The organism is Mycobacterium hainanense, from assembly GCF_041890355.1.
GTDB classification, from domain to species: Bacteria; Actinomycetota; Actinomycetes; order Mycobacteriales; family Mycobacteriaceae; genus Mycobacterium; species Mycobacterium hainanense.
Window position 1 is genome coordinate 1672634 of record NZ_CP169059.1, and the last position, 21426, is coordinate 1694059.

Consider the following 21426-nt stretch of genomic DNA (forward strand, 5'->3'; position numbering starts at 1 on the left):
CTGCCGGGAGGGGGCAACGACAGATAGCGACATATAGCGAGGAACAGTGCCCCGAGCGATCCGCACGTCGGCCATCTTCGGTGTGGCCGTGGTCGCGATAGCTCTCGCGCCGCCGGCCGTCGCCGACCCACTCGACCCGATCCCCGGCAACGGTGTCTTTGTCGTGGGCCCCGACATCGCACCGGGCCTCTACCACACGGGTGGCTCGGGATCGGCCTTCGGGGTCTGGATCAACAACGTGCCCACCCAGGACTCGATGTGCTCGTGGTTCACCTACAGCACGCCCGATGCGAATAAGGAGCATGTGCTTCAGACGAACACCTCGATCGGCCCGATGTACGCGAACATCAACACGGCGGTCAAGGCGTTCGAGTCGCAGAACTGTCAACCCTGGACGCGGGTTTCCTAGGATCGCTGCGTCTCGATCAGCATCTCCCGCAGTCGGCGGGCGTCCACCTTGCCGGTGCCTCCGCGCGGGACACGGTCATCGGATTCGAGCAACAGCCATGCCGTCGGTATCTTGAACGCGCTCAGCAACTTTCGCGCACAACGACTCAGGTGATCGGCGGACACTGCCCGGTCACACACCACGGCCGCGCCCACCCGTTGACCCGTGGGTCCCGGCACACTGGTGACGAAGGCGCTGCGGACGCCTTCGATGGTGCGCAGCACCTGTTCCACCTCGCTGGGATACACGGTGGCGCCGCTGACCTTGAACATGTCGTCGGAGCGCCCGTGGTAGAACAGGAACCCTCCCGCGTCGAGGCGGCCCAGGTCGCCGGTGGGGTAGAAGCCGTCGACGGTGAATATCTCTTCTCGGCTGCGGCCGCAGATGCCCCGCAGTGTGTGCGGACCCCGAATCTGGATCATGCCCACCGTGCCCGGGGGTACGCACTCGCCGCTGTCGACGTCGACGATGCGAACCTCCATGCCCGGGAAGGGCTTTCCGCAGCTACCCCAGGCCGGCGCGGGCATGTCGGTGTCGGCGGCGTAGCCGCAGTAAGGGCCGAACGCCTCGGTCATGCCGAACAATGTGGCCCGTGCGCCGGGCTGCGCCCGCTGTGCGGGCGGAAGCAGCGCCTGCAGGCTCCCCGGCCGCAGGGCCGACAGGTCGGCGCCGAGGGTGGCGGTGTGCCGGGCAAGCGCCTCGGCCTGGTCGGGCCAGCCGCGGAACAGCGTCACGCGCTCGGCCTCCAGCAGCCGCAACGTGGTCTCGGGCCGCGGTATCTCCTCGGTCACCAGGGTGGCGCCGGCCAGCAGCGTCGACAGGATCCCGCTGCCGAAACCGCCCACCCAGAAGAACGGCATCGGCAGATACAGCCGGCTGTCGGCGGTGATGCGACGCGCGGCCAGACCGGACCGCACGGCTCCCAGGGCGCTGCCGTGAGAGTGCATGACTCCCTTGGGCGCCCCGCTGCTGCCGGAGGTGAACATGATGATCAACGGGTCGGCGGCGGTGACCGCGGCCGTCATGGCGTCGACGAGCCGGCGGGCCCGACCGCCGGCGACGGCATCGGCGAGCCGGCCGGCGGGCCAGACCTGGCGCAGGGCGGGAAGTTCGGTCCGCGGCGCCATATCGTCGAGGTAGCGGTGCCCGCGGAACTCCTCGACGCTGATCAGGAATTGCACCGCGGCGACCCGCAATTGCGCGGCCAGTTCGCCCGCGGCGAGCAGGGTGCTCAGCGGAACCAGCACGGCGCCGACGCGGGTCAGGGCGAGCGCCACCTCCACCCAGCGGGCACCGTTGGGCATGATCAGCCCGACCCGGGTGCCCTTGGTGACGCCGGCTTCGATGAAGACCGCGGCGAGATCCCTTGTCGCCGCGTCCAGTTGGCGGTAATCGGTCCGCGCGCTCGGGTCGATCACCATGGGCTTGTCGCCGTAGAGCGCGGCCCGTGAACGCACCAATTCGTCGATGGTTGTCCCGTCAGCCATCGAGCAGCTTCCTCAGTTGCCGCCGGTCGACTTTGCCGCTGGAGAGCAGCGGCAACTTGTCCCGTGACAGGGCGAGGAACCGCCGGGGGATCTTGTATGCCGACAACTCCGCCTTCAGCCGGTCGCGCAGCGCCGCCTCGTCGAAGGCGGCGCCGTCGGGCACGACCACGACGGCCCCCACCAGCTGCCCGCGCCGTGGGTCCGGGACGCCCACGACGTGCGCCGTCAACCCGCCGGTGACTTTGGCGATTGCCCTTTCCACCTCGTCGGCCGAGACATTGGCGCCCGCCGTCTTGATCATCGTGTTGAGCCGGCCGACGTAATAGAAGAACCCGTCGGCGTCGGTGCGCACCAAATCCCCGGTGTGGAACCAACCGTCGGCGTCGAAGCAGTCCTCCCGACTGCGTCGGTAGTAGCGCTGCATCACGTACGGTCCCCGAATGCAGAGTTCCCCGACCTCGTCGGCGCCGACTGCTCGTCCGGTTTCGGTGTCGACGATCGTGGTGTCGAAGCCGGGCGCCGGCTTGCCGAACGATCCCCGCCTGGTCTCGGGTTGATCGGTTTCGTCGTCGCTGATCAGCACGACGCTGCCGGCTTCCGTCATGCCCAGCATGTTGTGCCGCAGCTCGGGATCGGCCGGTCGAACCTCGGGCGCCATGATGGGGTAGAGGTTGCCGCGCCGCATCGACGACAGATCTCGGCGCGCGAAGGTCGGATGGTCGGCCAGGTGCGCGATGCCGGCGCTGAAGCCGTTGGTCAGGGTGGGCCTTTCGGTTTCCAGCAGGTCGAGCGTCTGCCCGGCATCCTCGGCGTTCGAGCACACGAGCGTGGAGCCGGCGATCAAGGTGGCGAGCAGTCCGAAGGCGAGGCCGCCGATCCAGAAGAACGGCGAATTGCAGAACAGCTTGTCCTCGGCCGTCAAACCACGAATGTCGTTGAGGTTGCGCTGGTGTTCCAGCAGCGCGCCGTGCGTGTGCACGACACCCTTGGGGGTGCTGCTGGAGCCCGACGTGTACACGATGGCCAGGGGATCGCAGCCCCGCACATCAGCTTGTGTCGCCGCCAGCAGCTGGGGGCTTACGGTATCGGCCAGCCGGTAGAACCGGTCGATGTCTCGGACTCGCCGCCCCGCACCGCGGTGGTAGCTGATGCCGACGTGCCGCAGTTGCGGGGCGGACGGGACCATGAGCCGGCAGTCGGATTCGAAATCGGGGTCCGACAGCACCTGCCCGAGCCGTTGCACGTAGTCGTGAGTGCGGAAAGACGAGGCGCTCAAGAGGATTTCGACATCGCTCTCGAGCAGCTGTTGGTGCATCTCATGGGCGGTCACGAAGGTGGAGAAGGGAACCACCACGGCGCCGATTCGCGCCGCAGCCAGCATCGCGATGACGAATTCCGAGCCGTTGGGGTAGAGCAAGCCGACATGAGTGCCCTTGCCCGCGCCGGCCGCGATCAGCCCGCGGGCCAGATTGGCCGAACGGGCCTCGGCTTGGCCATAACTGATGCGGTCGCGGTCGCAGACGAGCAGCGGATGTTCTGGGCGCGCACGGGCCCGCTGCGTCAGGACCTCGGCGACCGTCGCGCCGTCACCGGGCATGGTCACCGTGGGGGGCGGCGGCGCCGAAGAAACGCCGGACCGCACCCAAGTCGGCCTTGCCCGACGGGGTCCGCGGGATGGCATCGACGATTGCTATCTCGGTGGGAATCTCATAGCGCGCCAACCTGGTTCGGAGGTATTTCATGAGCGCGTCGACGGACGCGGGCCCGCGCAGTTCCACCATGGCGACCGGCGTCGCCCCGAGACGGTCGTCGGACCGGCCGACCACCGCCGCACCCGCCACCGCGGGGTGGCTCTCCAGGGCGGTGCGGACGTCGTCGGGCATCACCTTGAATCCACCGCGGATGATCGCCTGGTCCGCGCGCCCGACGATCCAGACGAAGCCGTCCGCGTCGATACGCCCCATGTCCGTGGTCCGCATCCACTGCGCCGACGGCCCAAGCTGGGCCGGCTTGACCTCGAGTAGGCCGACCTGGTCGGCCCCCAGCGGCCTGCCATCGTCCGCGACCACCCGCAGCTGCGCACCCGGGTTGGCGCGCCCGACGCTGCCCCGTTTGGCGGCCCAATGCCGTTGGTAATCCGGCAACGTCCAGCCGGCGACACCGCCACCGAATTCCGTTGCCGCGTAAGAGGTGAGCACGGGAATCCCGTATTTGGCGGTGAAGGCGTCGGCATCGTCGGCCGTCAGCGGGGCCGTGCCGCAGGTGACGGCACGGATGCTCTCCAGATCGGCCGGCGGCACGTTCGAATGCAACACCGTGCGCAGGGCCGCCGGGACCAGTGAGACGGTGCGCGGCCGGTGCCTGCGCACCGCGTCGACCCAGGCGTTCAGCTCGAAACGTTCGAGCAGCGCGAAAGGCCGTGCGTCGGCGATGCATTGCAGCACGCGGAACACCCCGCCGATGTGCACCAGCGGCGAGTTGACGATTGCGACGCCGCGACGGAGCTCGGTGGGCGCCGGGGCGCGGTCGGGTGCGGCGCCCATGACGCTTCGTGCCAGCATGTCGTAGCCGAGGTCGATCCTTTTGGGCGGGCCCGTCGTACCGCTGGTCAACATCCGCACCGCGACCCCGCTCCGCGGGTGGCCCTCGGGCGCAAAAGGAGTCGTCGAGCGAGCGGCCGGTGAACCGCCCAACCGGCCCGAAATCGGCACCGTCGTCGCGTCGCTCGTCGAGGGCAGCAGTGTCGTCAGATCGTCGCTTTCCCCGACGATCATCGGCAGCCGCAGTCCGGCAACGTCGGCCCTGGTGCGCTCGTCGCCGCGAGCCGGGTTGATCACGACGACCGTTCCGCCGCCCAGCAGCACCCCGAGGAACGCGGCCACCTGACCGGGCCGGTTGCGCAGCAGCATCCCGATGTCGGGCCCGCGCTCGGCGGCCAGGCAGGCAACGCGCTGAGCCATGGCGCCGACGGCGTCCCAGGAGATCCATTGGCCGTCATACTCGATCGCGTGCGCGTCGGGCTGCAGGCCGAGGACATCAGCGATGCGTTGGCTGAGCGGGTGGGCGGGCATCAGCGGGTCTTCGGGGTACGCGCCGCAGCGCCGCCGTCCGCCTGGTGGGCGGCGAGTTCGGCGGTGCCGAGCGGATTGCCCAACCGGGTATAGATCAGCCCCTGCTCGAGGGCCGCCCGATACGGCTTGTCGAGCGACTCCCAAATCGCCTTCACCGTGCCCTGAGTCGCGGTCGGGGGCTTCGCGGCGATGGCCGCGGCGATCTCTCGCGCGCGGTCCCAAAGCCGTTCTGGGGGCACCACCTCCGAGACCAAGCCGATTCGCAGCGCGGTGTCGGCACCGACCCGCTCGTCGTTGCCCATCAGCGCGATGCGCAAGGTCTCGCCCAGGCCGATGCGCCTCATCAAACCGATCGGTTCCAGGGCACAGACCAGGCCGGCCGACACGTGCGAGTCGAAGAACGTGGCATCCTCCGAGCAGATGACCACGTCCGATTCGTTGATGAAGTAGAACGCCCCCGCGGTGCACATGCCCTGAACGGCGCACACGACGGGCTTCCACATCTTCTGCCACTTGGGGCTGAGCGACTCGCCGGGATCCTCGTGGTTCCAGATGTTGTCGGGCTGGCCGTAGGGCGTTTTGATATCCAGCCCGGCGCTGAACGCACGGTCGCCGGCCGCCCTCAGCACAACCGCGTTAACCGAGTCGTCGAGCTTGACCGTGCGCCAGGCGTGGGCCATCTCCTCACACATGGTGCGGTTGAACGCGTTCAGCTGCCCGGGGCGGTTCAGCGTGATGGTCGCGACCCGGTCGGCCTCGTCGACCTCGAGCAGGATGGTCTCGAACGTCATCGACATTGCCAATCCGGTTTGCGTTTCTCCACGAAGGCCTTGGGCCCTTCGGCGGCGTCCTCGGTGCGCAAGACGCGCTCGCGGAACGTCTCGGCCATGATCTCGGCTTCGTGCAGCGGAACATTGAGGCCCTTGACGATGGCCAGCCGGGTCCCCCGAACCGCCAGCGGCGCATTGGAGTTGACGATGTCGGCGATCTCGCGGGCCCGCTCGAGGAGCCGGTCGTGCTCGACGACCTCGCTGATCAAACCGAGCTCGTAGGCGCGCCCCGCGCTCATTCGCTCGTGCTTGCCCATCAGCGCCATGCGCAGGGCGATCGATCGGGGCAGCACGCGCGACACCCGCACCATCTCGCGTCCGGCGACTAGCCCGATGCTCACGTGCGGATCGAAGAAGGTGGCTTGTTCCGAGGCGATCACGATGTCCGACGTGGTGACCCAGTCCATGCCGGCGCCGCAGCACAGCCCGTTGACCGCGGTCAGCACGGGCTTGGCGGCCGTACGAAACGGCGGGGTGCCCTCCTGTGGTGCCTCCCATTGGTCGTAGGTCGACAGGTACGGGCGCTCGTAGATCACCTTGCCGTCCTCGGGAATGGCCTTGACGTCGGCGCCCGTGCAGAACGCGCGACCAGTGCCGGTCACGATGGTCAGCCATACCTTGTCGTCGTTCTCGGCCTCGTCGTAGGCGGCCCGCAGTTCGGTGATCATGTGCGGGCTCAGCGCGTTGAGGGCGTCCGGGCGGTTCAGCGTGATGGTGGCGGTGTGCCCGTCGACGTCGTAGTTGATGGTGTCGTACGAGTCAGTTGGCATCCTTCTCCCTCATCTGCCCTGGAATTTCGGTGCGCGTCGCTGCCGAAAGGCTGTCAAGCCCTCCTTGAAATCTGCTGTCCGGCAGGATAATTCGAGGTTGAACAGCTCCTGGGTCATCGATTGGCTCAGCGTCGCGTGCTGGCCGAAGCTCAGCGCCTGCTTGGCCAGTCCCACCGCCACCGTCGGCCCGGAGGCCAGCCGCTCGAGCAGCTCCCCGGCGGCGTCGTCCAGCCCGTCGGGGCTCACCGCCTGGTGAATCAATCCCCAGTCGGCCGCGTCGACGGCGCCGACCTTCTCGCCCAGCAGCAGCATTCGCCTCGCCCGCGCCAGGCCGACCAGCCGGGGCAGCAGCCAGCTGGCGCCCGAATCGGGGCTGAAGCCGCGGTCCACGAACGGCTCCCAGAACACCGCGTCGGTGGCGGCGATCGTGAAATCGGCGGCCAGCGCGAGGTTGCAGCCGAACCCCGCGGCCCATCCCCGCACGCTGCACAGCACCGGCAGCTGGATGGTCGCGAGGAGTTCGATCACGCGGTGGGCGCCGTGAGGGATCCGCCGCACGAGATCGCCGGTGCGGGGCCGTCCCCGGTCGTTGGTGGCGACCCAGTCCACGCCGGCGCAGAAGTCGTCACCGCCGCGGATGTGGACCGCCCTGAGTGCATCGTCGGTGGCGGCAGCCGTCAGCGCGTCCACCAAAGATCCAATCATCGCTTCGTTCAACGAGTTACGACGGGACGGACGATCAAGCGTTAGTCGCAACACGGCGCCGTCCCGGTGCACTGTCACCGAACCGTCGGCACCGGCCGCGTCGGCCCCATGACTCACCGTGGACTCCGGCCTTTCTGCCGATACGGTTACCCATACAGTAGGCAATACGATTGATACGCTGTATAAGTTAGCAGGGTACGCTGCCGCCGGAAATAACCGGCCCGGAAACCCAAGCGAAAAGAGACGAGCATGGCCGTGCAGGAGGGCGAACCCCAGCGGCGGGCCGCAGCCGAGTCGACGCGCACCGGCGACCCGAGGTTCGGTGAGGCTCCCCTGGCGCAAACCGTGGCCGCCGCCGGCGCCATGCGGCGCCTCAGCTCACTGCTGGTCTCAATCGAACACCCCCACCCCTCGGTCGACACCATGCTGGAGAAGTTCGCGGAGTGGGAGCGCGAGTTGTCCGCCGTGGCGCCGAAGGACAACGCGCCACGGATCGGTGAGCTCCCCGACGACCCCCGGCGCGTCTATCTCAACCATGCCACCGACATCGGCGCCTACAACCCGTGCTTTCCGGAGTACCGGTTCGACGGCCTCGATGCCGAGAGGGCGAACGGGCGAGTCAACTTTCCCTTGGTCTACGAGGGCCCGCCGGGATTGGTGCACGGGGGCTTTCTGGGCGTTTTCTTCGACTGTGTCATTCAGCACCACAATTGCGTCACCGGCCTGTCCGGGAAAACCCGGTCGCTCGCGGTGACGTTTCGCCGGCCGACACCGGTGTTGACCGAGCTGCGGTTCGACATCGCTCGCTCGCAGATCGAACGCGGGATCGCATCGACGGCGCGGCTGCTGCTCGACGACGAAGTGCTCTGCACCGGTGAGGTGAACACGTTGGCCTCACGGCCAGAAAACCTGGCCGGGTTTGAATTCGGCAGGCGGCGAAAGGAGTCCGATCGATGACTGCCCTGAACACCTCGGACGATCGCGTGCTGTTCGAGGTGGACCCCGATCGCCGCATCGCCACGATCACGCTGAACAATCCGGCGCAGCGCAATTCCTACGACGCCGCGATGCGAGAGGCGGTCGCCCGATGCCTGGACCGAGTGGCCGAAGACGACGACTTGACGGTGGTGCTTCTGCGCGGAGGAGGGGGCGTTTTCTCCACCGGGGCCGATATGAACAACGCGTACGGCTGGTACGGCAAGCCGGGTCCAACCGACGGTGACGATGCGTCTGCCAAGCGTCGCCCCAGCCAGCGCCGGCGACTCACGGTGGATCGCAAGTCTTTTGGGTTCTACCACAACTTCATGGGCTTCCCGAAGGTCACGGTGGGCGAGATCGCCGGCTATGCGCTGGGCGGCGGCTTCGAGATGGCGCTGATGACTGACATCTCGGTGATAGCCCGCGACACCAAGATCGGGATGCCGGCGACCCGCTTTCTCGGTCCCGCGCTCGGCAGCCTGCACATGTTCTTTCACCGGCTGGGACCGGTGCTGGCCCGGCGACTGCTGCTGACCGGTGACGTCATCGAGGCGGGCGAACTGGAGCATCTCGGAATCTTCACCGACACATGCGATTCCGCCGCGGTGCCCGCCCGGGCACGGTACTGGGCCGAGAAGGCGGCGAAGATGCCCGCCGACGGAGTGGTCATCGCCAAGGAGGCGTTCCGCCTCGTCGAACAGAGTCAGGCATACCAGGGCGAGGAAGTGGCCAGCTATCTCTTTCACGCCTTCGGCACCAATCTGCAATTCGGGCCGGGGGAGTTCAACTTCGTCAAGACCCGCGCGCAGCACGGAACCAAGGAAGCGTTCCGGCTCCGCGACGAATACTTCGACGTGCCCGAACCCGAGGCTTGATAAGCCGATTCGACGCCGGGCTAGCGGGCGGCCGGCGCCTTGGTCCGCGCGCGCGATCCGGGCGCCTTCGCCGCCTTGCGCGCTCTTGACGGCGCCGCCTTGCCGCCTTTCGCGCCCTTGCCCTCCTCGATCAACCGGCTGGCGTGATCGAGGATGCAGCCAAGGCCGTACTCGAAGTTGGTCTCGTCGGGTGCGCCGATCCGGTGACCGATCCGGCTCACCTGGGCCAGCAGCGGGGTCTTCTCGGGGTCGATGGCGACGGCGTCCTCGATGGCACGCGCGCCCTCATCGGTGGACTGGTTCTTTTCGTAGAGCCGCTGCAGCACCACCGATCCGCGCACGTGCACCGAAACCGCCGAGTAGGTGTCGAAGGCATCCTCCGGCGTCAGGCCGGCTTCGACCAGGTTGGCGATGGCCTTCTCCATCTCCTCGGCGCCCAGCCGCGCCGCCTTCGGGCTGAGCGCGGCGCGAATCAGAATCAGGTCGCACAGAATTGGGTTGCCCATGAACGTTTTCCGCATCAGGCGTGCATGGTTGCGCAACGTCTCGCGCCAATCGCTGGCCTCGACGTACGGAGTGGCGAACACATACTTGCTCAACGCGCGATCGGTCATCGCGTTGAGCAGATCGTCCTTCTTGCGGAAGTACCAGTAGATGCTGGTGACGCCGACGCCGAGATGTTTGCCCAGCAGCGGCATGCTCAAGTTGTCGATCGACACTTGCTCCGCGAGTTCGAATGCGCCAGTGATGATGTCATCGGGATTGATGGATCCGCGTTCACGTCGTTGACGCTTGTCGGCGGTAGCCTGCTTTGCCACTACGGGCACCTCCATCACGATGTATCCTGTGCATGCGGTCGGAGAGCCGTGCCAACTCACCTGCGCATACGTGGGCGTGTCGCCGCTCGACGATGGCCGTCAACCGGGCTTCCGTGCGCTTTTCCATCTGCTACTGTAATACCTATCGTAGGCTTTTTGGTAACGAAGGCTGGGCGCGCGAAGGTGACCGGGCACACGCCGTTGACCGAGTCATCCGATAGTCCACGGGATTTGCCATGGATCTAGGCCTGGCGAATGCCGCAACGGTTGTCGTCGGTGGTAGCCGCGGGATGGGTTTGGCGGCGTCGCGTTGCCTCGCCGATGACAGTACCCAGATCCAAACGCTCGGCTGAGGAGAAGGGGTCGATTGTGGCGACGGCAAGCGAGGCGCGCGCATGGGCGCGCGGGGCACTGCGGGGGATCGGCGACTCCCTCTACACCCCGTTCTGCGGTCCCGACGGCGACGACATCGACTGGGAGGCATATCGGACGCTGGTCCGCTACTGCGTCGGCGACCTCGGACACCCGATGCTTTGGTGCACCAGCGGGCTGTCCGAATTCTGGTCATTGACCCTCGATGAGCGAAAGCGCTTGCTGGAGGTGGCAATTGAAGAGGGCCGCGCCGCCAACCCCGACGTTGTCGTGCAGGCGTGCACGGCGGCGATGTCCGCGAAGGACTGTCTGGACCTGACGCTGCACGCCCAGGAGGCCGGCGCCGACATCGTGTATATCCAGACGCCGATGATGGAGGCGCACGGCGGCGAGGGTGTGTTGCGATTCTTCAAATACATCGCTTCGCGCACCGACATCGCCCTGGGCATGTTCAACTCGCCGTCCTCCGGCTACGTGCTGACCGCGGCTGAAAGCGCGCGGATCTACGACGAGGTGCCGGCGGTGTGCGCCACCAAAGAGGGCGCCTTCCGGCCGGCCAGCAGCCGTCTGCTGCACCAGCTGGCGCCGGGCCTGGTGCTGTGGGAGTGCGACAAGACGGTGTACCGCGCGGGATGGCTACGTGACGGGATCGTCTGCCCGGCGCAGCTAGGAACCACGGGCTACCTGTTCGAGACGCCGCAGCGGCGATTGTTTTCTCAGTATTGGGATCTGGTGCAAAGCGACAAATTGCTGGAGGCGATGGACTTCGGCCGCGACTCGGGCCTGGACCAGTTCGACCTCGACGTCGGATCGTGGTGGACGTGCTACCCCGGGCGGCCCGACTACTTCACCCATTGGGGCGGCGCGTTCAAGTACGCCGCGTCGCTGCTGGGTTTGCCGATCGGCGCCTATCCGCGTTCGCGGCCGCCGCAAGCGGAGCTGCCGCCCGAAGCCAAGTCGCAGATCGAGAACGCGTATCGCCGCCTCGGGCTCCTCGCAGCGTAGTGTTTCGGCAAAAGGATTGTGCCTCAAATCGATTGACGAGCAAGGCCCGGCCACCAGCCGGTGACCGGGCCTTGCCGCTTCGTTCTTCTTAGTTTTGTTCGGCCTTCTCGCGCGCCTCCGCGGCCTTCGCCTTTCCGCGTGCCTTCTCGGCCGCGGCTTCCTTCTTCGCCGCGCTGCGCTGCGCGTCGGCCTTGTCCTGCTGCGCCTGACCCTCGTTGACCAGGTCGTTGCGGCCGATGATCGTCCCGACGATCTCCTTGGCCTTTCCGAAGACGGCCTCGACGATGCCCTGGATGGCCTCGATCGGGCCGCTCTTGATGTCCACCATGGCGTTTCCCTCCCTGCTAGTGGGTATCTTTCTTCGCTTTCCCAAATCGTGGGCCGCAGGAAACGTGGTGGGGACGTGGTCCTCGCCACACTGCGGGATACGAGCTCATCCGCGGTCGGACACACCGCGGTCGACGACTCGGTTCAGTAAGTGGAAACGCGCTGTTCGGCCCGGGTTCGCGGGGGTGTGGCGGCGGTTGTGGAAAACGGTACCGATAGGTATACAGTATGCGTACAAATGTCGCGGATTCGTTGGCGATCGTGAGGAGGTACGGGGGTAGATGTCCCGCAGCGACGGCGCTTCCGAGGACGCAGTGCTCTACGAGGCCACCGCCAGCGGCGTCGCGATTCTGACCTTCAACCGTCCGGACCGGCTCAACGCCTGGGGCCCAGACATCGCCGCCGGGTTCTACTCCGCGATCGACCGCGCCGAACAGGATCCGGCCGTCCGGGTGATCGTGCTGACCGGGCGGGGCAAGGGATTCTGCGCCGGCGCATATCTGGGCACGCGGAGTTCCGCACCGAGCTACGGCGACACGATTGAGAAGGCCAAGCAGACCGACCTCGCGGACTTGGTCGGCGAACGCCCACCGCATTTCGTGACCACATTGCGCAAGCCCGTGATCGCCGCCATCAACGGCGCGTGTGTCGGCATCGGCCTGACTGAGGCGCTCATGTGCGATATCCGGTTCGCGGCCGCCGGCGCGAAATTCGCCGCGGTCTTCGCCCGCCGCGGACTGATCGCCGAGTTCGGCATCTCCTGGATCCTGCCGCGCCTCACCACGTGGGGCGTCGCCCTGGATCTGCTGCTCAGTGGCCGCACTTTCCTCGCCGAAGAGGCAGCCGAGCTCGGGCTTGTCAAAGAAGTGCTCCCGCCCGAGGATTTGATGAAGCGAGCGCTGGACTACGCCGAGGACATCGCCCGCAACTGTTCGCCGGCCTCCATGGAAGTGATCAAACGGCAGGTGTACGGCGACGCGACTCGCGACGTCGTCGACGCCACCTCGCGCGCCGAGGCGTTGCTGCTCGAAGCGATGCCGCGGCCGGACGTCATCGAAGGCATCACCAGCTTCCTCGAGAAGCGCGCCCCGCAATTTCCCTCACTCAACTCCACCGACGCATAGCGCTCGCCGGTAACGCCGGAAAGGAAGATCATGGCCAGTTTGGGTTACCAGGCGATCGACGTCGACAACCACTACTACGAGCCCCTGGACGCGTTCACCCGCCACCTCGACAGGGCGTTCAAGAGCCGCGGCGTCCAGATGGTCACCCAGGGCAAGCGCACACTGGCCGTGATCGGCGGTCGGGTCAACCACTTCGTGCCGAACCCCACCTTCGATCCGATCATCGTGCCGGGTTGCCTGGATCTGTTGTTCCGCGGGGAGATTCCCGAAGGTGTGGACCCGGCGTCGCTGATGAAGGTCGAACGCCTCGCAGACCACCCGGAATACCAGAACCGCGACGCCCGGGTCGCGGTGATGGACACCCAGGACATCGAAACCGTATTCATGCTGCCGACTTTCGCGTGCGGGGTCGAGGAGGCGCTCAAGGGAGACATCGAGGCGACGATGGCGTCGGTCCACGCGTTCAACCTGTGGCTCGACGAGGACTGGGGTTTCGACCGGCCCGATCACCGCATCATCGCCGCGCCGATCATCTCGCTGGCCGACCCGCACAAGGCGCTGGAAGAGGTGGAGTTCGTGTTGGGCCGCGGCGCCAAGCTGGTGCTGGTGCGCCCGGCGCCGGTGCCCGGCTTGGTCAAGCCGCGCTCGTTGGGGCATCCCAGCCATGACCCGGTGTGGGCGCGGCTGGCCGAGGCCGGAGTCCCGGTCGGATTCCACCTCAGCGACAGCGGCTATCTGCACATCGCGGCGGCGTGGGGCGGCAAGGCCACGTTCGAGGGGTTCGGAGCGAAGGATCCACTGGACAACGTGCTCCTCGACGACCGTGCCATCCACGACACGATGGCCTCGATGATCGTGCACGGCGTGTTCACCCGCCATCCCAAGCTCAAGGCGGTCAGCATCGAGAACGGCTCCTACTTCGTCCATCGGCTGATCAAGCGGCTGAAGAAGGCGGCCAACACCCAGCCCCGCAACTTTCCCGAGGATCCGGTGGAGCAGTTGCGCAACAACGTCTGGATCGCCCCCTACTACGAGGACGACCTGAGCGAGCTGGCCCGTGTGATTGGTATCGACAAGATCTTGTTCGGTTCCGACTGGCCGCACGGCGAGGGTCTCGAGACGCCGCTCTCGTTCGCCGAGGAGCTCACCGGCTTCAGCGAAGCTGATATTCGGAAGGTGATGCGCGACAACGCCCTTGACTTGCTCGGCGTTCCGGTCGCCTCGGCCGTCTAGCCGCGCAGCAACTATGAGCGAATGGACCGTGGGCGCCGTTCTGGACGCCATCGCCGACGTCGTGCCCGACCGCCTGATGACCGTGTGCGGAGACCGCAAGAGCACGTTCGCCGAATCAGCACGCCGCACCAACCGATTGGCGAACTATCTCGAGGACAAGGGTTTCGGCGTCTACGCCCCGCGTGCTGAGCTGCAACGCTGGGAGTGCGGTCAGGACCGGATCGCGCTCATCATGTACAACGACCTTTACCCCGACATGGTGGTCGGCTGCCTCAAGGCGCGCACCGTCCCGGTCAACGTGAATCACCACTACTCCCCTCGGGAGATTCACGAGCTGCTCGACTACGTGCGCCCCCGGGGCATCATCTACCACCGCTCGCTGGGCGCCCGGTTCGCCGACGTGTTGCCCCCGATCGGGACCGAGTTGCTGATATCCATCGACGACGGCAGCACCGTTCCCCAACTGCCGAAGGCCATCTCGCTCGACGAGGTCCTGGCCGCCGCCAGCCCCAACCGTGAAGATGCGGGTTCCCCGGACGACCTCATCATGATGTGCACCGGCGGGACGACCGGACGCCCGAAGGGCGTGCTGTGGCGACAGAGCGACATGTACGTGTCGTCAATGGTGGGCGCCGACCACGACAGCGTCACCGAGATCCACGACAAGGTCGCCGGGGGAGGCCAGCCATGGTTCGCCGTCTCTCCGCTCATGCACGCGGCCGGCATGTGGACCGCCTTCGCCGCGCTTTGCGCCGGCCTGCCGGTGGTGCTCTACGACGACCGCAACAAGCTCGACGTACGGTCGGTGTGGGAAACCGCTGAGCGGGAGAAGGTGGGCATGATGACCATGGTGGGCGACGCGTACGCCGCGCCGCTGATCGAGGAGCTGCGCGCGCGTTCCTATGACCTCTCCTCGTTGCAGGCGATCGGCACCGGCGGGGCCGCCACCAACGCGAAACATAAACGCGCACTGATGGAATGCCTGCCACACATCACCATCATCGAGGGCTACGGGTCTTCTGAGAGCGGGAACATGGCGTTCGGTCACAGCCGGGAAGGCAACGCCAGCGAGACGTTCCAGCCCAGGGAGGGGGCCACCGTCGTGTCGGCCGACCGCAGCCGGTTTCTGCGACCGGGTGAGCGGGAGGTCGGCTGGGCCGCCAGGACCGGCCGCATCCCGCTCGGTTACTTCGGCGACCCCGAGGCCACGCAGCGGACCTTTCCGGAGATCGACGGCCGGCGGGTGGTGGTACCCGGTGACCGCGCAGCGCTGGAGGCCGACGGCACCATCCGCTTGTTCGGCCGCGACTCGCTGGTCGTGAACACCGGCGGCGAAAAGGTTTTCGTCGAAGAGGTCGAGGCGGTGCTGCGCGCGCAGCCGGGCGTCGTCGACGCCCTGGTGGTGGGGCGGCCCAGCGAGCGGTGGGGAGAGGAGGTCGTCGCGCTCGTCGCGACCCACCCCGATGCCCACCTCGGCCGGGACGCTCTGTACGCCGCGTGCGCGACCCAACTGGCGCACTTCAAGGCGCCCAAGGCCTTCCTCTTCGTCGACCGGATCGAACGCCTCGGCAATGGCAAGCCCAACTACCGATGGGCCAAAGAACGAGCCACTCAGTGTGATCCGGCGACTGCGCTGGTCCCATCCGATCCCGAAGGAAGTCATGAACACCAAAGCGATTGACTGCCTGGTGAACGTCCACTTCGGGGAAGCTGAATCTCAGCCGACGTGGATGCTCAAGGTCAGGGACGACTACTTCAAGGGTCCCGAGTCGATGTTCGCCCCGGTCGACCTCTCCGAGCTGCTCGCCGAGATGGACGAACAGGGGGTACAAAAGGCGATCCTCATGGATTCGCTCGCCAACCCGTCAACTACCGCGCGCAAATTCGTCGAGGCCAAGCCCGAGCGGTTCGCGCTGGCCATGGGCGGTGTCAACCTGCTGCGCCCAGTGCGGTCGCTGCGCGAGCTGACCTCCGCCGCGGCCGACCTCCCGGTCGCGTACGCCGTTGTGGGGCCCAGCTTTTGGGGTGACGGCCAATACCCGCCCAGCGACGCCGTGTACTACCCGCTGTACGCCAAGTGCGCGGAACTGGACCTGCCCCTCTGCATCAACACCGGCATTCCCGGACCGCCCATACCCGGCGAGGTTCAGCACCCCATGCACCTGGACCGGGTGTGCGTGCGCTTTCCCGAGCTACGACTGTGCATGATTCACGGCGCCGACCCGTGGTGGGACGTCGCGATCCGGTTGTTGCTCAAGTATGCGAACCTGCGCCTCATGACGTCGGCGTGGTCACCCAAGCGGCTGCCGGAGAGCCTGCTGCACTACATGCGCACCCGGGGTCCCAACAAGGTGATCTACGCGTCGGACTGGCCGGTGCTGCCGATGCGCCGGGTCATCCCCGAGGCACACGCGCTGGATCTACCCGCCGAGGTGCTGGATAACTACCTTTACAACAACGCGCGAGACTTCTTCTTCGGGAAGGACGAGTAACGATGGACCGCTTCGAACTACGCAGGCTGGATTACAGCCTGTCCGAGGACCACGTCGCCCTGCAGGCGGCCTACAAGCAGTTCTTCAAGACCCACTGCCCGATCGAAACGGTCCGTGCCGCAGAGCAATCCGGTTTCGACAAGAGCCTCTGGGAGAGGTTGTGCGGGATGGGAGCCACCACAATGGCGTTGCCGGAGTCGTGCGGCGGTGACGGCGCCACCCTGGTCGATCTCACCCTGGTGGCCGAGGAGATCGGCCGGTCCCTCGCGCCGGTCCCGTGGATCGACCACGTCTGCACCGCGCGGCTCCTAGCGCGTCTCGGTGCGCTGGGTGCGGGCGTCGCCGGGGTAGCCGAGGGCGAACAGTTGGCCGCCCTCGACCCGCGAATCGACGACGGTAGGGGCCCGCGGTTGATCCCCTCGGGGTCGATCGCCGACCACGTCGTTGTGCGCGACGGGGACCAGGTCGTGCGCCTGACCTTCGGCACCCGGCCGGCGAAGGTCGACAACATCGGCCGGCTACCCATGGCCTGGGTGGACCCCGCCGCGGCCGACACCCGCGACGTTGTTGCCGAGGGGCCCGAAGCGCTGGCCGCTTACCGGCTGGCCCTCGATGAGTGGCGGCTGCTGACCGCCGCGGCGCTCGTCGGGCTGGTGGAGGAGACCATGACCATCGCGGCCGAGTTCGCTAAGACGCGCTACACGTTGGGCGTGCCCATCTCCACCTTGCAGGCGATCTCGCACCCGCTCGCGAACATGGCCATCACCGTGCAAGGCGGCCGGAATCTGGCGCGACGCGCCGCCTGGTTCCTGGACAATGAACCCGACGAACGACCTGAATTGGCGCCCTCCGCATTCGTTTTCATGGCCGAGGAGGCCGCCAGGGCGGCGACGATGGCGGTCCACATTCAAGGCGGCCTAGGCGTTTCGGCCGAAGCCGCGGCGACGGCGTATCTGGTGCGCGCCCGGGGCTGGCCGCTGGCCGGCGGCGATCCGGGCGCGACGGCACAACGGGTGGCGGAGATCGTGGCCGCCCGCGAGGGCGCGGCGCAACCGGCCTAGGAAGGAGCGGCACAGTGGATTTCTCGCGCGTCGAACTGTCCGACGAGGACGAGGCGTTCCGCGACGAAGCGCGGAACTTTCTGGCCACGCACATGACCGAGGAGATCAGACGCCGGGACCGGGAAACGGGTGACAACTTCGACGAGGGCCTGCACCTGAAACTCGGAGCCGCAGGCTATTTGGCGGCCGAGTGGAAACCGGAATCCGACGGCGGATTCAGCCGGGTGCGGCGCCGTATCTGGGAGTTGGAGAAGCGGCGCGCACACGTTCCCTGGGTGACCTGGGGAACCACCGCGATGGTGGCCCGTTCGGTGGACAGATTCGGGTCGGCGCAGTTGCGCGACGAGGTGTTGCCGAAGGTCTTCAGCGGCGAGGTGAGGCTGTGCCTCGGCTACACCGAGCCCGAAGGCGGCTCCGACATCGCCACCTGCAAGACCCGCGCGGTCCGCGACGGCGACGGGTGGATCATCAACGGCTCCAAGATGTTCACTACCGGTGCGCACAACTGCCAGTACGTCTTTTTGATCACCAACACCGACCCGCAGGCGCCGAAGCACAAGAGCCTGACCATGTTCCTGGTGCCGCTGGATTCGCCGGGCATCGAAATCCAGGGCCTCCGCACCGTGGACGGCGATCGGACCAACATCGTCTACTACAGCGACGTCCGCGTGGACGACAAGTACCGGCTGGGCGAGGTCAACGGCGGCTGGACGGTGCTGCGGGAACCGCTCAACGTCGAACACGGCGCCGTCGCCGCTGCCCCCGACGGGCTCCAGGACACATCAATCATGATGCACCAGGCCGGGTTTCTATCTCAGGCGGTGGATAAGGCGGCGGCGAGCGTGGCGCGGCCAGACGGCGACGGTCGCCGGCTCGTCGACGACAAGTCGGTCGCGTACCGGCTGGGCCGCTGCGTCGCCCGGCTGGAGACGGCGCTGGCCACTCCGAGCATCTTCGGCCGGGTCGCCATCGCGCAAACCATGCGCGACATCTCCCCGGAACTCATGGACATCCTCGGCGCCGCCTCGACGCTGCCCTTTGGGACCGAAGGCGCCGCCGACGACGGCAGCGCCGAATACGTCTACCGATTCGCTCCGCTGGTCGGCATCTATGGCGGCACGCTGGAGGTATTCCGCAACATGATCGCGCAGTACATGTTGGGTTTGGGCAAGCCGGCGTACGCGCCGCCGGTCAAGAAAGTCGATTGATAGCGCGTCGAACGTGCACTCAGTGCGAGAAATCGGCCAAATCTTCGCCGTGAGTGCACGTTCGGCGAAGTTTCAGGCCGTCATGCAATGGCTCCCGACTCCTTCAGTTCCTCGATGCGGTCCCAATCCATGCCCAGCTCCATCAGCACCAGCTCGGTGTGCTCGGAGGCCTGCGGTGCCCGCGTGGTCACCAGCGGCTCGTGGTTGAACTGCACCGGGCCGCGCACCACGCGGAAAGGCTTTCCGCCGCTGGCGAGCTCGACCTCGCTGACCATGTCGTTGGCCAGGGCCTGCTCGTCTTCGACCAGGTCGAGCAGGCTCTGGAACGGCGCCCACTGGCCCTTCATCGTCTTCAGGTGTTGCCGCCAATACTCGAAGGGCTTGCCGGCGACGGCCTTTGCGATCAGCTCGGCCGCCGCGCTGGCGTTCTGAATGAGCGGCAGCACATCGGAGAAGCGGGGATCGTCGGCCGCCTCCGGGATGCCGAGATGCTCGAATGTGTCTCGGATCAAGCCGGTCGGGCTGATGATGCACAGGTTGATGGTGCCGCCGTCGGAGGTTTCGTAGTTGCCCATGAAGGGGTTCACCGACATCGCGCCCGCGGCGCCCGGCATCGGGGTGCGCATCACCTGTCCGGTCTCCATGCCCTGCGTCACGCTCGCTCCCGCCGCCCACCAGGCGGTGCTCAGCAATGACACGTCGAGCTCGACGGCTTCGCCGGTGCGCTCGCGATGCAGCAATGCCGCCGAGATGCCGCCGGCGATGAACATGCCGCCGATGGAGTCACCGAACGCTGGAATGCCCTGCCCCAGTGCGCCACCCAGCTCCTCCGGGGTCAGCGCGTACCCGATGCCGCTGCGCGTCCAGAACGCCGTGCCGTCGTAGCCACCCACGTCACGCTCGGCGCCCTTGTCGCCGTACGCCGAACCTCGCGCGTAGACGATGTTCGGGTTCACCGCGCGAATGTGCTCCACGTCGAACCTGTGCTTCTGCCGCTGCGCCGGCATGTAGTTGGTGAGGAACACGTCCGCGGTCTTGGCCAGCTCGTAGATCACCTCCTGGCCGCCCGGCGTCGAGACGTCGATCCCGACACTGCGCTTGCCCCGGTTGGGATGTTCCATCAGCGGATGCCGCTCCGGATCGAGTTGGATGCCACCCATGTTGATGAAGCCGCGTTGGGTGTCGCCGCGCAGCGGGTGTTCGACCTTGATGACGTCCGCGCCCCAGTCCGCGAGGATCGCCCCCGCCGCCGGGACGAACGTGAATTGCGCGAGTTCCAGGACCCGGAAGCCCGACATGACTTTGACCATTTTCTCAGACCCTACTTTGCGTCGAACGTCACGGGAAGCGAAGTCGGCGAACGGAACGGCTGGCCGTGGATGTGGGGGTCGCCCTCGGTCAGCAAGCTGACGTTGGTCACTCGATCCAGCAGGCACTCGAGGGCGACGCGGGTTTCCAACCGCGCGAGGTGCAGGCCCAGACAGGTGTGCTCACCGGCGGCGAACGAAATGTGCGGCACGTGCTTGCGGAAGATGTCGAATTCCTCCGAACGCTCCCAGCGCCGCTCGTCGCGGTTCGCGGACCCGATGCACACGCCGATCACCGACCGCGCCGGGATCTCGACGCCTTCGAGTTCGGTGTCCTCGGTGGTGAAGCGTTGCACGGTGGTCAGCGGTGTCTCGTAACGCAGCCCCTCCTCGATGGCCTGCGGGAGCAGCTCGCGGTCGTCCTGCACCGCAACGAACTGGTCCGGATGGGTGAGCAGTAGGTAGAGCAGGTTCCCCGACGAGCGGTACGTGGTCTCCAACCCGGCCGGCAACAGCAGCCGCAGGAAGGAGTAAATGGCTTCGTCGCTTAGCTTTTCGCCGTCGATCTCCGCGGTGACCAGGTCACCGATGATGTCTTCGGTGGGTTCGGATTTGCGTTGTTCGATCTGCTCGACGAAGTAGTCCTTGAGCGCCGCCGACGCCTCGAAGGCGCGTTCGTAGTCGACGTGGTAGCTGATCAGTTGCACGGCGCGCTTGCGGAAGGTCGGCAGGTCGTCGGCGGGCAACCCGAGCAGCCGTGCGATGACGCGGGTGGGAAATTCGAAGGTGAAGTTGCGGACCAGGTCGGCTTCGCCGGTATCGATGAACTCGTCGATCAGCGCGTTGCAGATGGGCCGGACGATGGTGTTCTCCCAGCGGGCCAGCGCCTTGGATTTGAAAGCGGCGGAGACAAGGTTGCGGTGGTCGCGATGCTTCTTGCCTTCCATCGCCAGGATGGTCGGCCCCATGAAGAGCCCGATCGTCTTGTCGTATGGCGCGGAGCTGAAAGTCCGGCCGTCGCGGAAGACCGTGTTCACCGCATCGAAGGACACCGCGGAGTACTCCCGCCTGGGCCTCAGCGACTCGGGCGTCTTGGAATAGTCCATCACCGTCCCGCGGAACACCCCGGATTCGTGACGCTTGTGGGCGAAGAACGGGTAGGGATCGCGCAGGCTGACGGTCTCGTTACTGCTGCGAACGTCGGTCGTCACGTAGCACTCCAGCATCTCCAGCAGGAACGGGGCAGGCCTTGCGTAAAATCGTACTGTAATTCTTACAGTAGGCAATATTGGCGGGCCGCCGATGCGGCCCCGCG

20 protein-coding genes and 1 pseudogene are annotated in these 21426 nt (G+C 66.7%); 11 read left to right on the forward strand and 10 right to left on the reverse strand.

Going from position 1 to position 21426, the window contains the following annotated elements:
- Nucleotides 1-46: 46 nt before the first annotated feature.
- Nucleotides 47-409, forward strand: coding sequence for a hypothetical protein (locus tag ACEL92_RS07980; RefSeq protein WP_374025069.1), 363 nt, complete (start codon nucleotides 47-49; stop codon nucleotides 407-409).
- Here the strand turns inward: ACEL92_RS07980 and ACEL92_RS07985 are convergent.
- The 6 genes from ACEL92_RS07985 to ACEL92_RS08010 are packed head-to-tail and all read right to left on the reverse strand — an operon-like array spanning nucleotide 406 to nucleotide 7428.
- Nucleotides 406-1935 carry an AMP-binding protein gene (locus ACEL92_RS07985; protein WP_374025070.1) on the reverse strand — a complete coding sequence of 510 codons (1530 nt, stop codon included), beginning with the start codon at nucleotides 1933-1935 and terminating at the stop codon, nucleotides 406-408. The genes ACEL92_RS07980 and ACEL92_RS07985 overlap by 4 nt on opposite strands.
- Nucleotides 1928-3532, reverse strand: a complete 1605-nt coding sequence (locus ACEL92_RS07990) for a class I adenylate-forming enzyme family protein (RefSeq protein WP_374025071.1) — start codon at nucleotides 3530-3532, stop codon at nucleotides 1928-1930. Before ACEL92_RS07990 ends, ACEL92_RS07985 begins: the two co-directional genes overlap by 8 nt.
- A complete protein-coding gene (locus tag ACEL92_RS07995; protein WP_374025072.1) occupies nucleotides 3522-5006 on the reverse strand; it encodes an AMP-binding protein in 1485 nt (494 codons plus the stop codon). Before ACEL92_RS07995 ends, ACEL92_RS07990 begins: the two co-directional genes overlap by 11 nt.
- Complete coding sequence (locus ACEL92_RS08000; RefSeq protein WP_374025073.1) at nucleotides 5006-5797, reverse strand: enoyl-CoA hydratase/isomerase family protein; 792 nt, start codon at nucleotides 5795-5797, stop codon at nucleotides 5006-5008. Before ACEL92_RS08000 ends, ACEL92_RS07995 begins: the two co-directional genes overlap by 1 nt.
- Entirely contained in the window at nucleotides 5794-6606 is an 813-nt protein-coding gene (locus ACEL92_RS08005; protein WP_374025074.1) for an enoyl-CoA hydratase/isomerase family protein, read from the reverse strand. The genes ACEL92_RS08000 and ACEL92_RS08005 overlap by 4 nt, the downstream gene beginning before the upstream one ends.
- A gap of 9 nt (nucleotides 6607-6615) precedes the next feature.
- The gene (locus ACEL92_RS08010) at nucleotides 6616-7428 is read right to left on the reverse strand and encodes an enoyl-CoA hydratase/isomerase family protein (RefSeq protein ID WP_374025075.1); all 813 of its coding nucleotides are present in this window, start codon (nucleotides 7426-7428) and stop codon (nucleotides 6616-6618) included.
- Nucleotides 7429-7560: 132 nt separating this feature from the next.
- Between ACEL92_RS08010 and ACEL92_RS08015 the strand changes: the two genes are divergently transcribed.
- Both ACEL92_RS08015 and ACEL92_RS08020 read left to right on the forward strand, forming a co-directional pair.
- Nucleotides 7561-8268 carry a hypothetical protein gene (locus ACEL92_RS08015; RefSeq protein WP_374025076.1) on the forward strand — a complete coding sequence of 236 codons (708 nt, stop codon included), beginning with the start codon at nucleotides 7561-7563 and terminating at the stop codon, nucleotides 8266-8268.
- Nucleotides 8265-9164 (forward strand): enoyl-CoA hydratase/isomerase family protein, encoded by a 900-nt coding sequence (locus ACEL92_RS08020; protein ID WP_374025077.1) that lies wholly within the window; start codon nucleotides 8265-8267, stop codon nucleotides 9162-9164. Before ACEL92_RS08015 ends, ACEL92_RS08020 begins: the two co-directional genes overlap by 4 nt.
- Before the next feature lie 20 nt (nucleotides 9165-9184).
- Here ACEL92_RS08020 and ACEL92_RS08025 read toward each other — a convergent pair whose 3' ends face one another.
- Nucleotides 9185-9997, reverse strand: coding sequence for a TetR/AcrR family transcriptional regulator (locus tag ACEL92_RS08025; RefSeq protein ID WP_374025078.1), 813 nt, complete (start codon nucleotides 9995-9997; stop codon nucleotides 9185-9187).
- A 221-nt stretch (nucleotides 9998-10218) separates the two neighbouring features.
- Here ACEL92_RS08025 and ACEL92_RS08030 point away from each other — a divergent pair.
- Nucleotides 10219-10332, forward strand: a pseudogene (locus ACEL92_RS08030) (short-chain dehydrogenase); the annotation flags it as partial.
- A 19-nt stretch (nucleotides 10333-10351) separates the two neighbouring features.
- Nucleotides 10352-11359, forward strand: a complete 1008-nt coding sequence (locus ACEL92_RS08035; protein ID WP_374025079.1) for a dihydrodipicolinate synthase family protein — start codon at nucleotides 10352-10354, stop codon at nucleotides 11357-11359.
- A gap of 88 nt (nucleotides 11360-11447) precedes the next feature.
- Here the strand turns inward: ACEL92_RS08035 and ACEL92_RS08040 are convergent, their stop codons facing one another.
- The gene (locus tag ACEL92_RS08040) at nucleotides 11448-11687 is read right to left on the reverse strand and encodes a CsbD family protein (RefSeq protein ID WP_374025080.1); all 240 of its coding nucleotides are present in this window, start codon (nucleotides 11685-11687) and stop codon (nucleotides 11448-11450) included.
- Between the two features lie 280 nt (nucleotides 11688-11967).
- On the opposite strand from ACEL92_RS08040, the gene ACEL92_RS08045 reads away from it, so the two are divergent.
- From ACEL92_RS08045 to ACEL92_RS08070, 6 genes are read left to right on the forward strand one after another with little or no spacing between them, the layout of a single operon-like run.
- Nucleotides 11968-12810: an enoyl-CoA hydratase gene (locus ACEL92_RS08045; RefSeq protein ID WP_374025081.1), complete on the forward strand. Its 843-nt coding sequence runs from the start codon at nucleotides 11968-11970 to the stop codon at nucleotides 12808-12810.
- Nucleotides 12811-12840: 30 nt separating this feature from the next.
- Nucleotides 12841-14043 (forward strand): amidohydrolase family protein, encoded by a 1203-nt coding sequence (locus ACEL92_RS08050; protein ID WP_374025082.1) that lies wholly within the window; start codon nucleotides 12841-12843, stop codon nucleotides 14041-14043.
- A gap of 13 nt (nucleotides 14044-14056) precedes the next feature.
- Entirely contained in the window at nucleotides 14057-15724 is a 1668-nt protein-coding gene (locus ACEL92_RS08055) for an acyl-CoA synthetase (RefSeq protein ID WP_374025083.1), read from the forward strand.
- Nucleotides 15705-16535 (forward strand): amidohydrolase family protein, encoded by an 831-nt coding sequence (locus ACEL92_RS08060; protein WP_374025084.1) that lies wholly within the window; start codon nucleotides 15705-15707, stop codon nucleotides 16533-16535. Before ACEL92_RS08055 ends, ACEL92_RS08060 begins: the two co-directional genes overlap by 20 nt.
- Nucleotides 16536-16537: 2 nt before the next feature.
- Nucleotides 16538-17596 (forward strand): acyl-CoA dehydrogenase family protein, encoded by a 1059-nt coding sequence (locus ACEL92_RS08065; protein ID WP_374025085.1) that lies wholly within the window; start codon nucleotides 16538-16540, stop codon nucleotides 17594-17596.
- Nucleotides 17597-17610: 14 nt separating this feature from the next.
- Nucleotides 17611-18804 carry an acyl-CoA dehydrogenase family protein gene (locus ACEL92_RS08070; protein ID WP_374025086.1) on the forward strand — a complete coding sequence of 398 codons (1194 nt, stop codon included), beginning with the start codon at nucleotides 17611-17613 and terminating at the stop codon, nucleotides 18802-18804.
- A gap of 80 nt (nucleotides 18805-18884) precedes the next feature.
- Here the strand turns inward: ACEL92_RS08070 and ACEL92_RS08075 are convergent, their stop codons facing one another.
- Together ACEL92_RS08075 and ACEL92_RS08080 are read right to left on the reverse strand one after the other, a co-directional pair.
- A complete protein-coding gene (locus ACEL92_RS08075; RefSeq protein WP_374026125.1) occupies nucleotides 18885-20102 on the reverse strand; it encodes a CaiB/BaiF CoA transferase family protein in 1218 nt (405 codons plus the stop codon).
- Between the two features lie 23 nt (nucleotides 20103-20125).
- Entirely contained in the window at nucleotides 20126-21322 is a 1197-nt protein-coding gene (locus tag ACEL92_RS08080) for a cytochrome P450 (RefSeq protein ID WP_374025087.1), read from the reverse strand.
- Nucleotides 21323-21426: the final 104 nt, after the last annotated feature.

What these genes read in the sequence shown, in the direction of transcription:
- ACEL92_RS08050 (WP_374025082.1), top strand. Translation starts at nt 12,841, where the DNA reads ATGGCCAGTTTGGGTTACCAGGCGATCGACGTCGACAACCACTACTAC.
- ACEL92_RS07985 (WP_374025070.1), bottom strand. Translation starts at nt 1,935, where the DNA reads ATGGCTGACGGGACAACCATCGACGAATTGGTGCGTTCACGGGCCGCG.
- ACEL92_RS07995 (WP_374025072.1), bottom strand. Translation starts at nt 5,006, where the DNA reads ATGCCCGCCCACCCGCTCAGCCAACGCATCGCTGATGTCCTCGGCCTG.
- ACEL92_RS08065 (WP_374025085.1), top strand. Translation starts at nt 16,538, where the DNA reads ATGGACCGCTTCGAACTACGCAGGCTGGATTACAGCCTGTCCGAGGAC.
- ACEL92_RS08000 (WP_374025073.1), bottom strand. Translation starts at nt 5,797, where the DNA reads ATGACGTTCGAGACCATCCTGCTCGAGGTCGACGAGGCCGACCGGGTC.
- ACEL92_RS08005 (WP_374025074.1), bottom strand. Translation starts at nt 6,606, where the DNA reads ATGCCAACTGACTCGTACGACACCATCAACTACGACGTCGACGGGCAC.
- ACEL92_RS07990 (WP_374025071.1), bottom strand. Translation starts at nt 3,532, where the DNA reads ATGCCCGGTGACGGCGCGACGGTCGCCGAGGTCCTGACGCAGCGGGCC.
- ACEL92_RS08045 (WP_374025081.1), top strand. Translation starts at nt 11,968, where the DNA reads ATGTCCCGCAGCGACGGCGCTTCCGAGGACGCAGTGCTCTACGAGGCC.
- ACEL92_RS08075 (WP_374026125.1), bottom strand. Translation starts at nt 20,102, where the DNA reads ATGTCGGGCTTCCGGGTCCTGGAACTCGCGCAATTCACGTTCGTCCCG.
- ACEL92_RS08015 (WP_374025076.1), top strand. Translation starts at nt 7,561, where the DNA reads ATGGCCGTGCAGGAGGGCGAACCCCAGCGGCGGGCCGCAGCCGAGTCG.
- ACEL92_RS08025 (WP_374025078.1), bottom strand. Translation starts at nt 9,997, where the DNA reads ATGGAGGTGCCCGTAGTGGCAAAGCAGGCTACCGCCGACAAGCGTCAA.
- ACEL92_RS08020 (WP_374025077.1), top strand. Translation starts at nt 8,265, where the DNA reads ATGACTGCCCTGAACACCTCGGACGATCGCGTGCTGTTCGAGGTGGAC.
- ACEL92_RS08055 (WP_374025083.1), top strand. Translation starts at nt 14,057, where the DNA reads ATGAGCGAATGGACCGTGGGCGCCGTTCTGGACGCCATCGCCGACGTC.
- ACEL92_RS08040 (WP_374025080.1), bottom strand. Translation starts at nt 11,687, where the DNA reads ATGGTGGACATCAAGAGCGGCCCGATCGAGGCCATCCAGGGCATCGTC.
- ACEL92_RS08060 (WP_374025084.1), top strand. Translation starts at nt 15,705, where the DNA reads ATGAACACCAAAGCGATTGACTGCCTGGTGAACGTCCACTTCGGGGAA.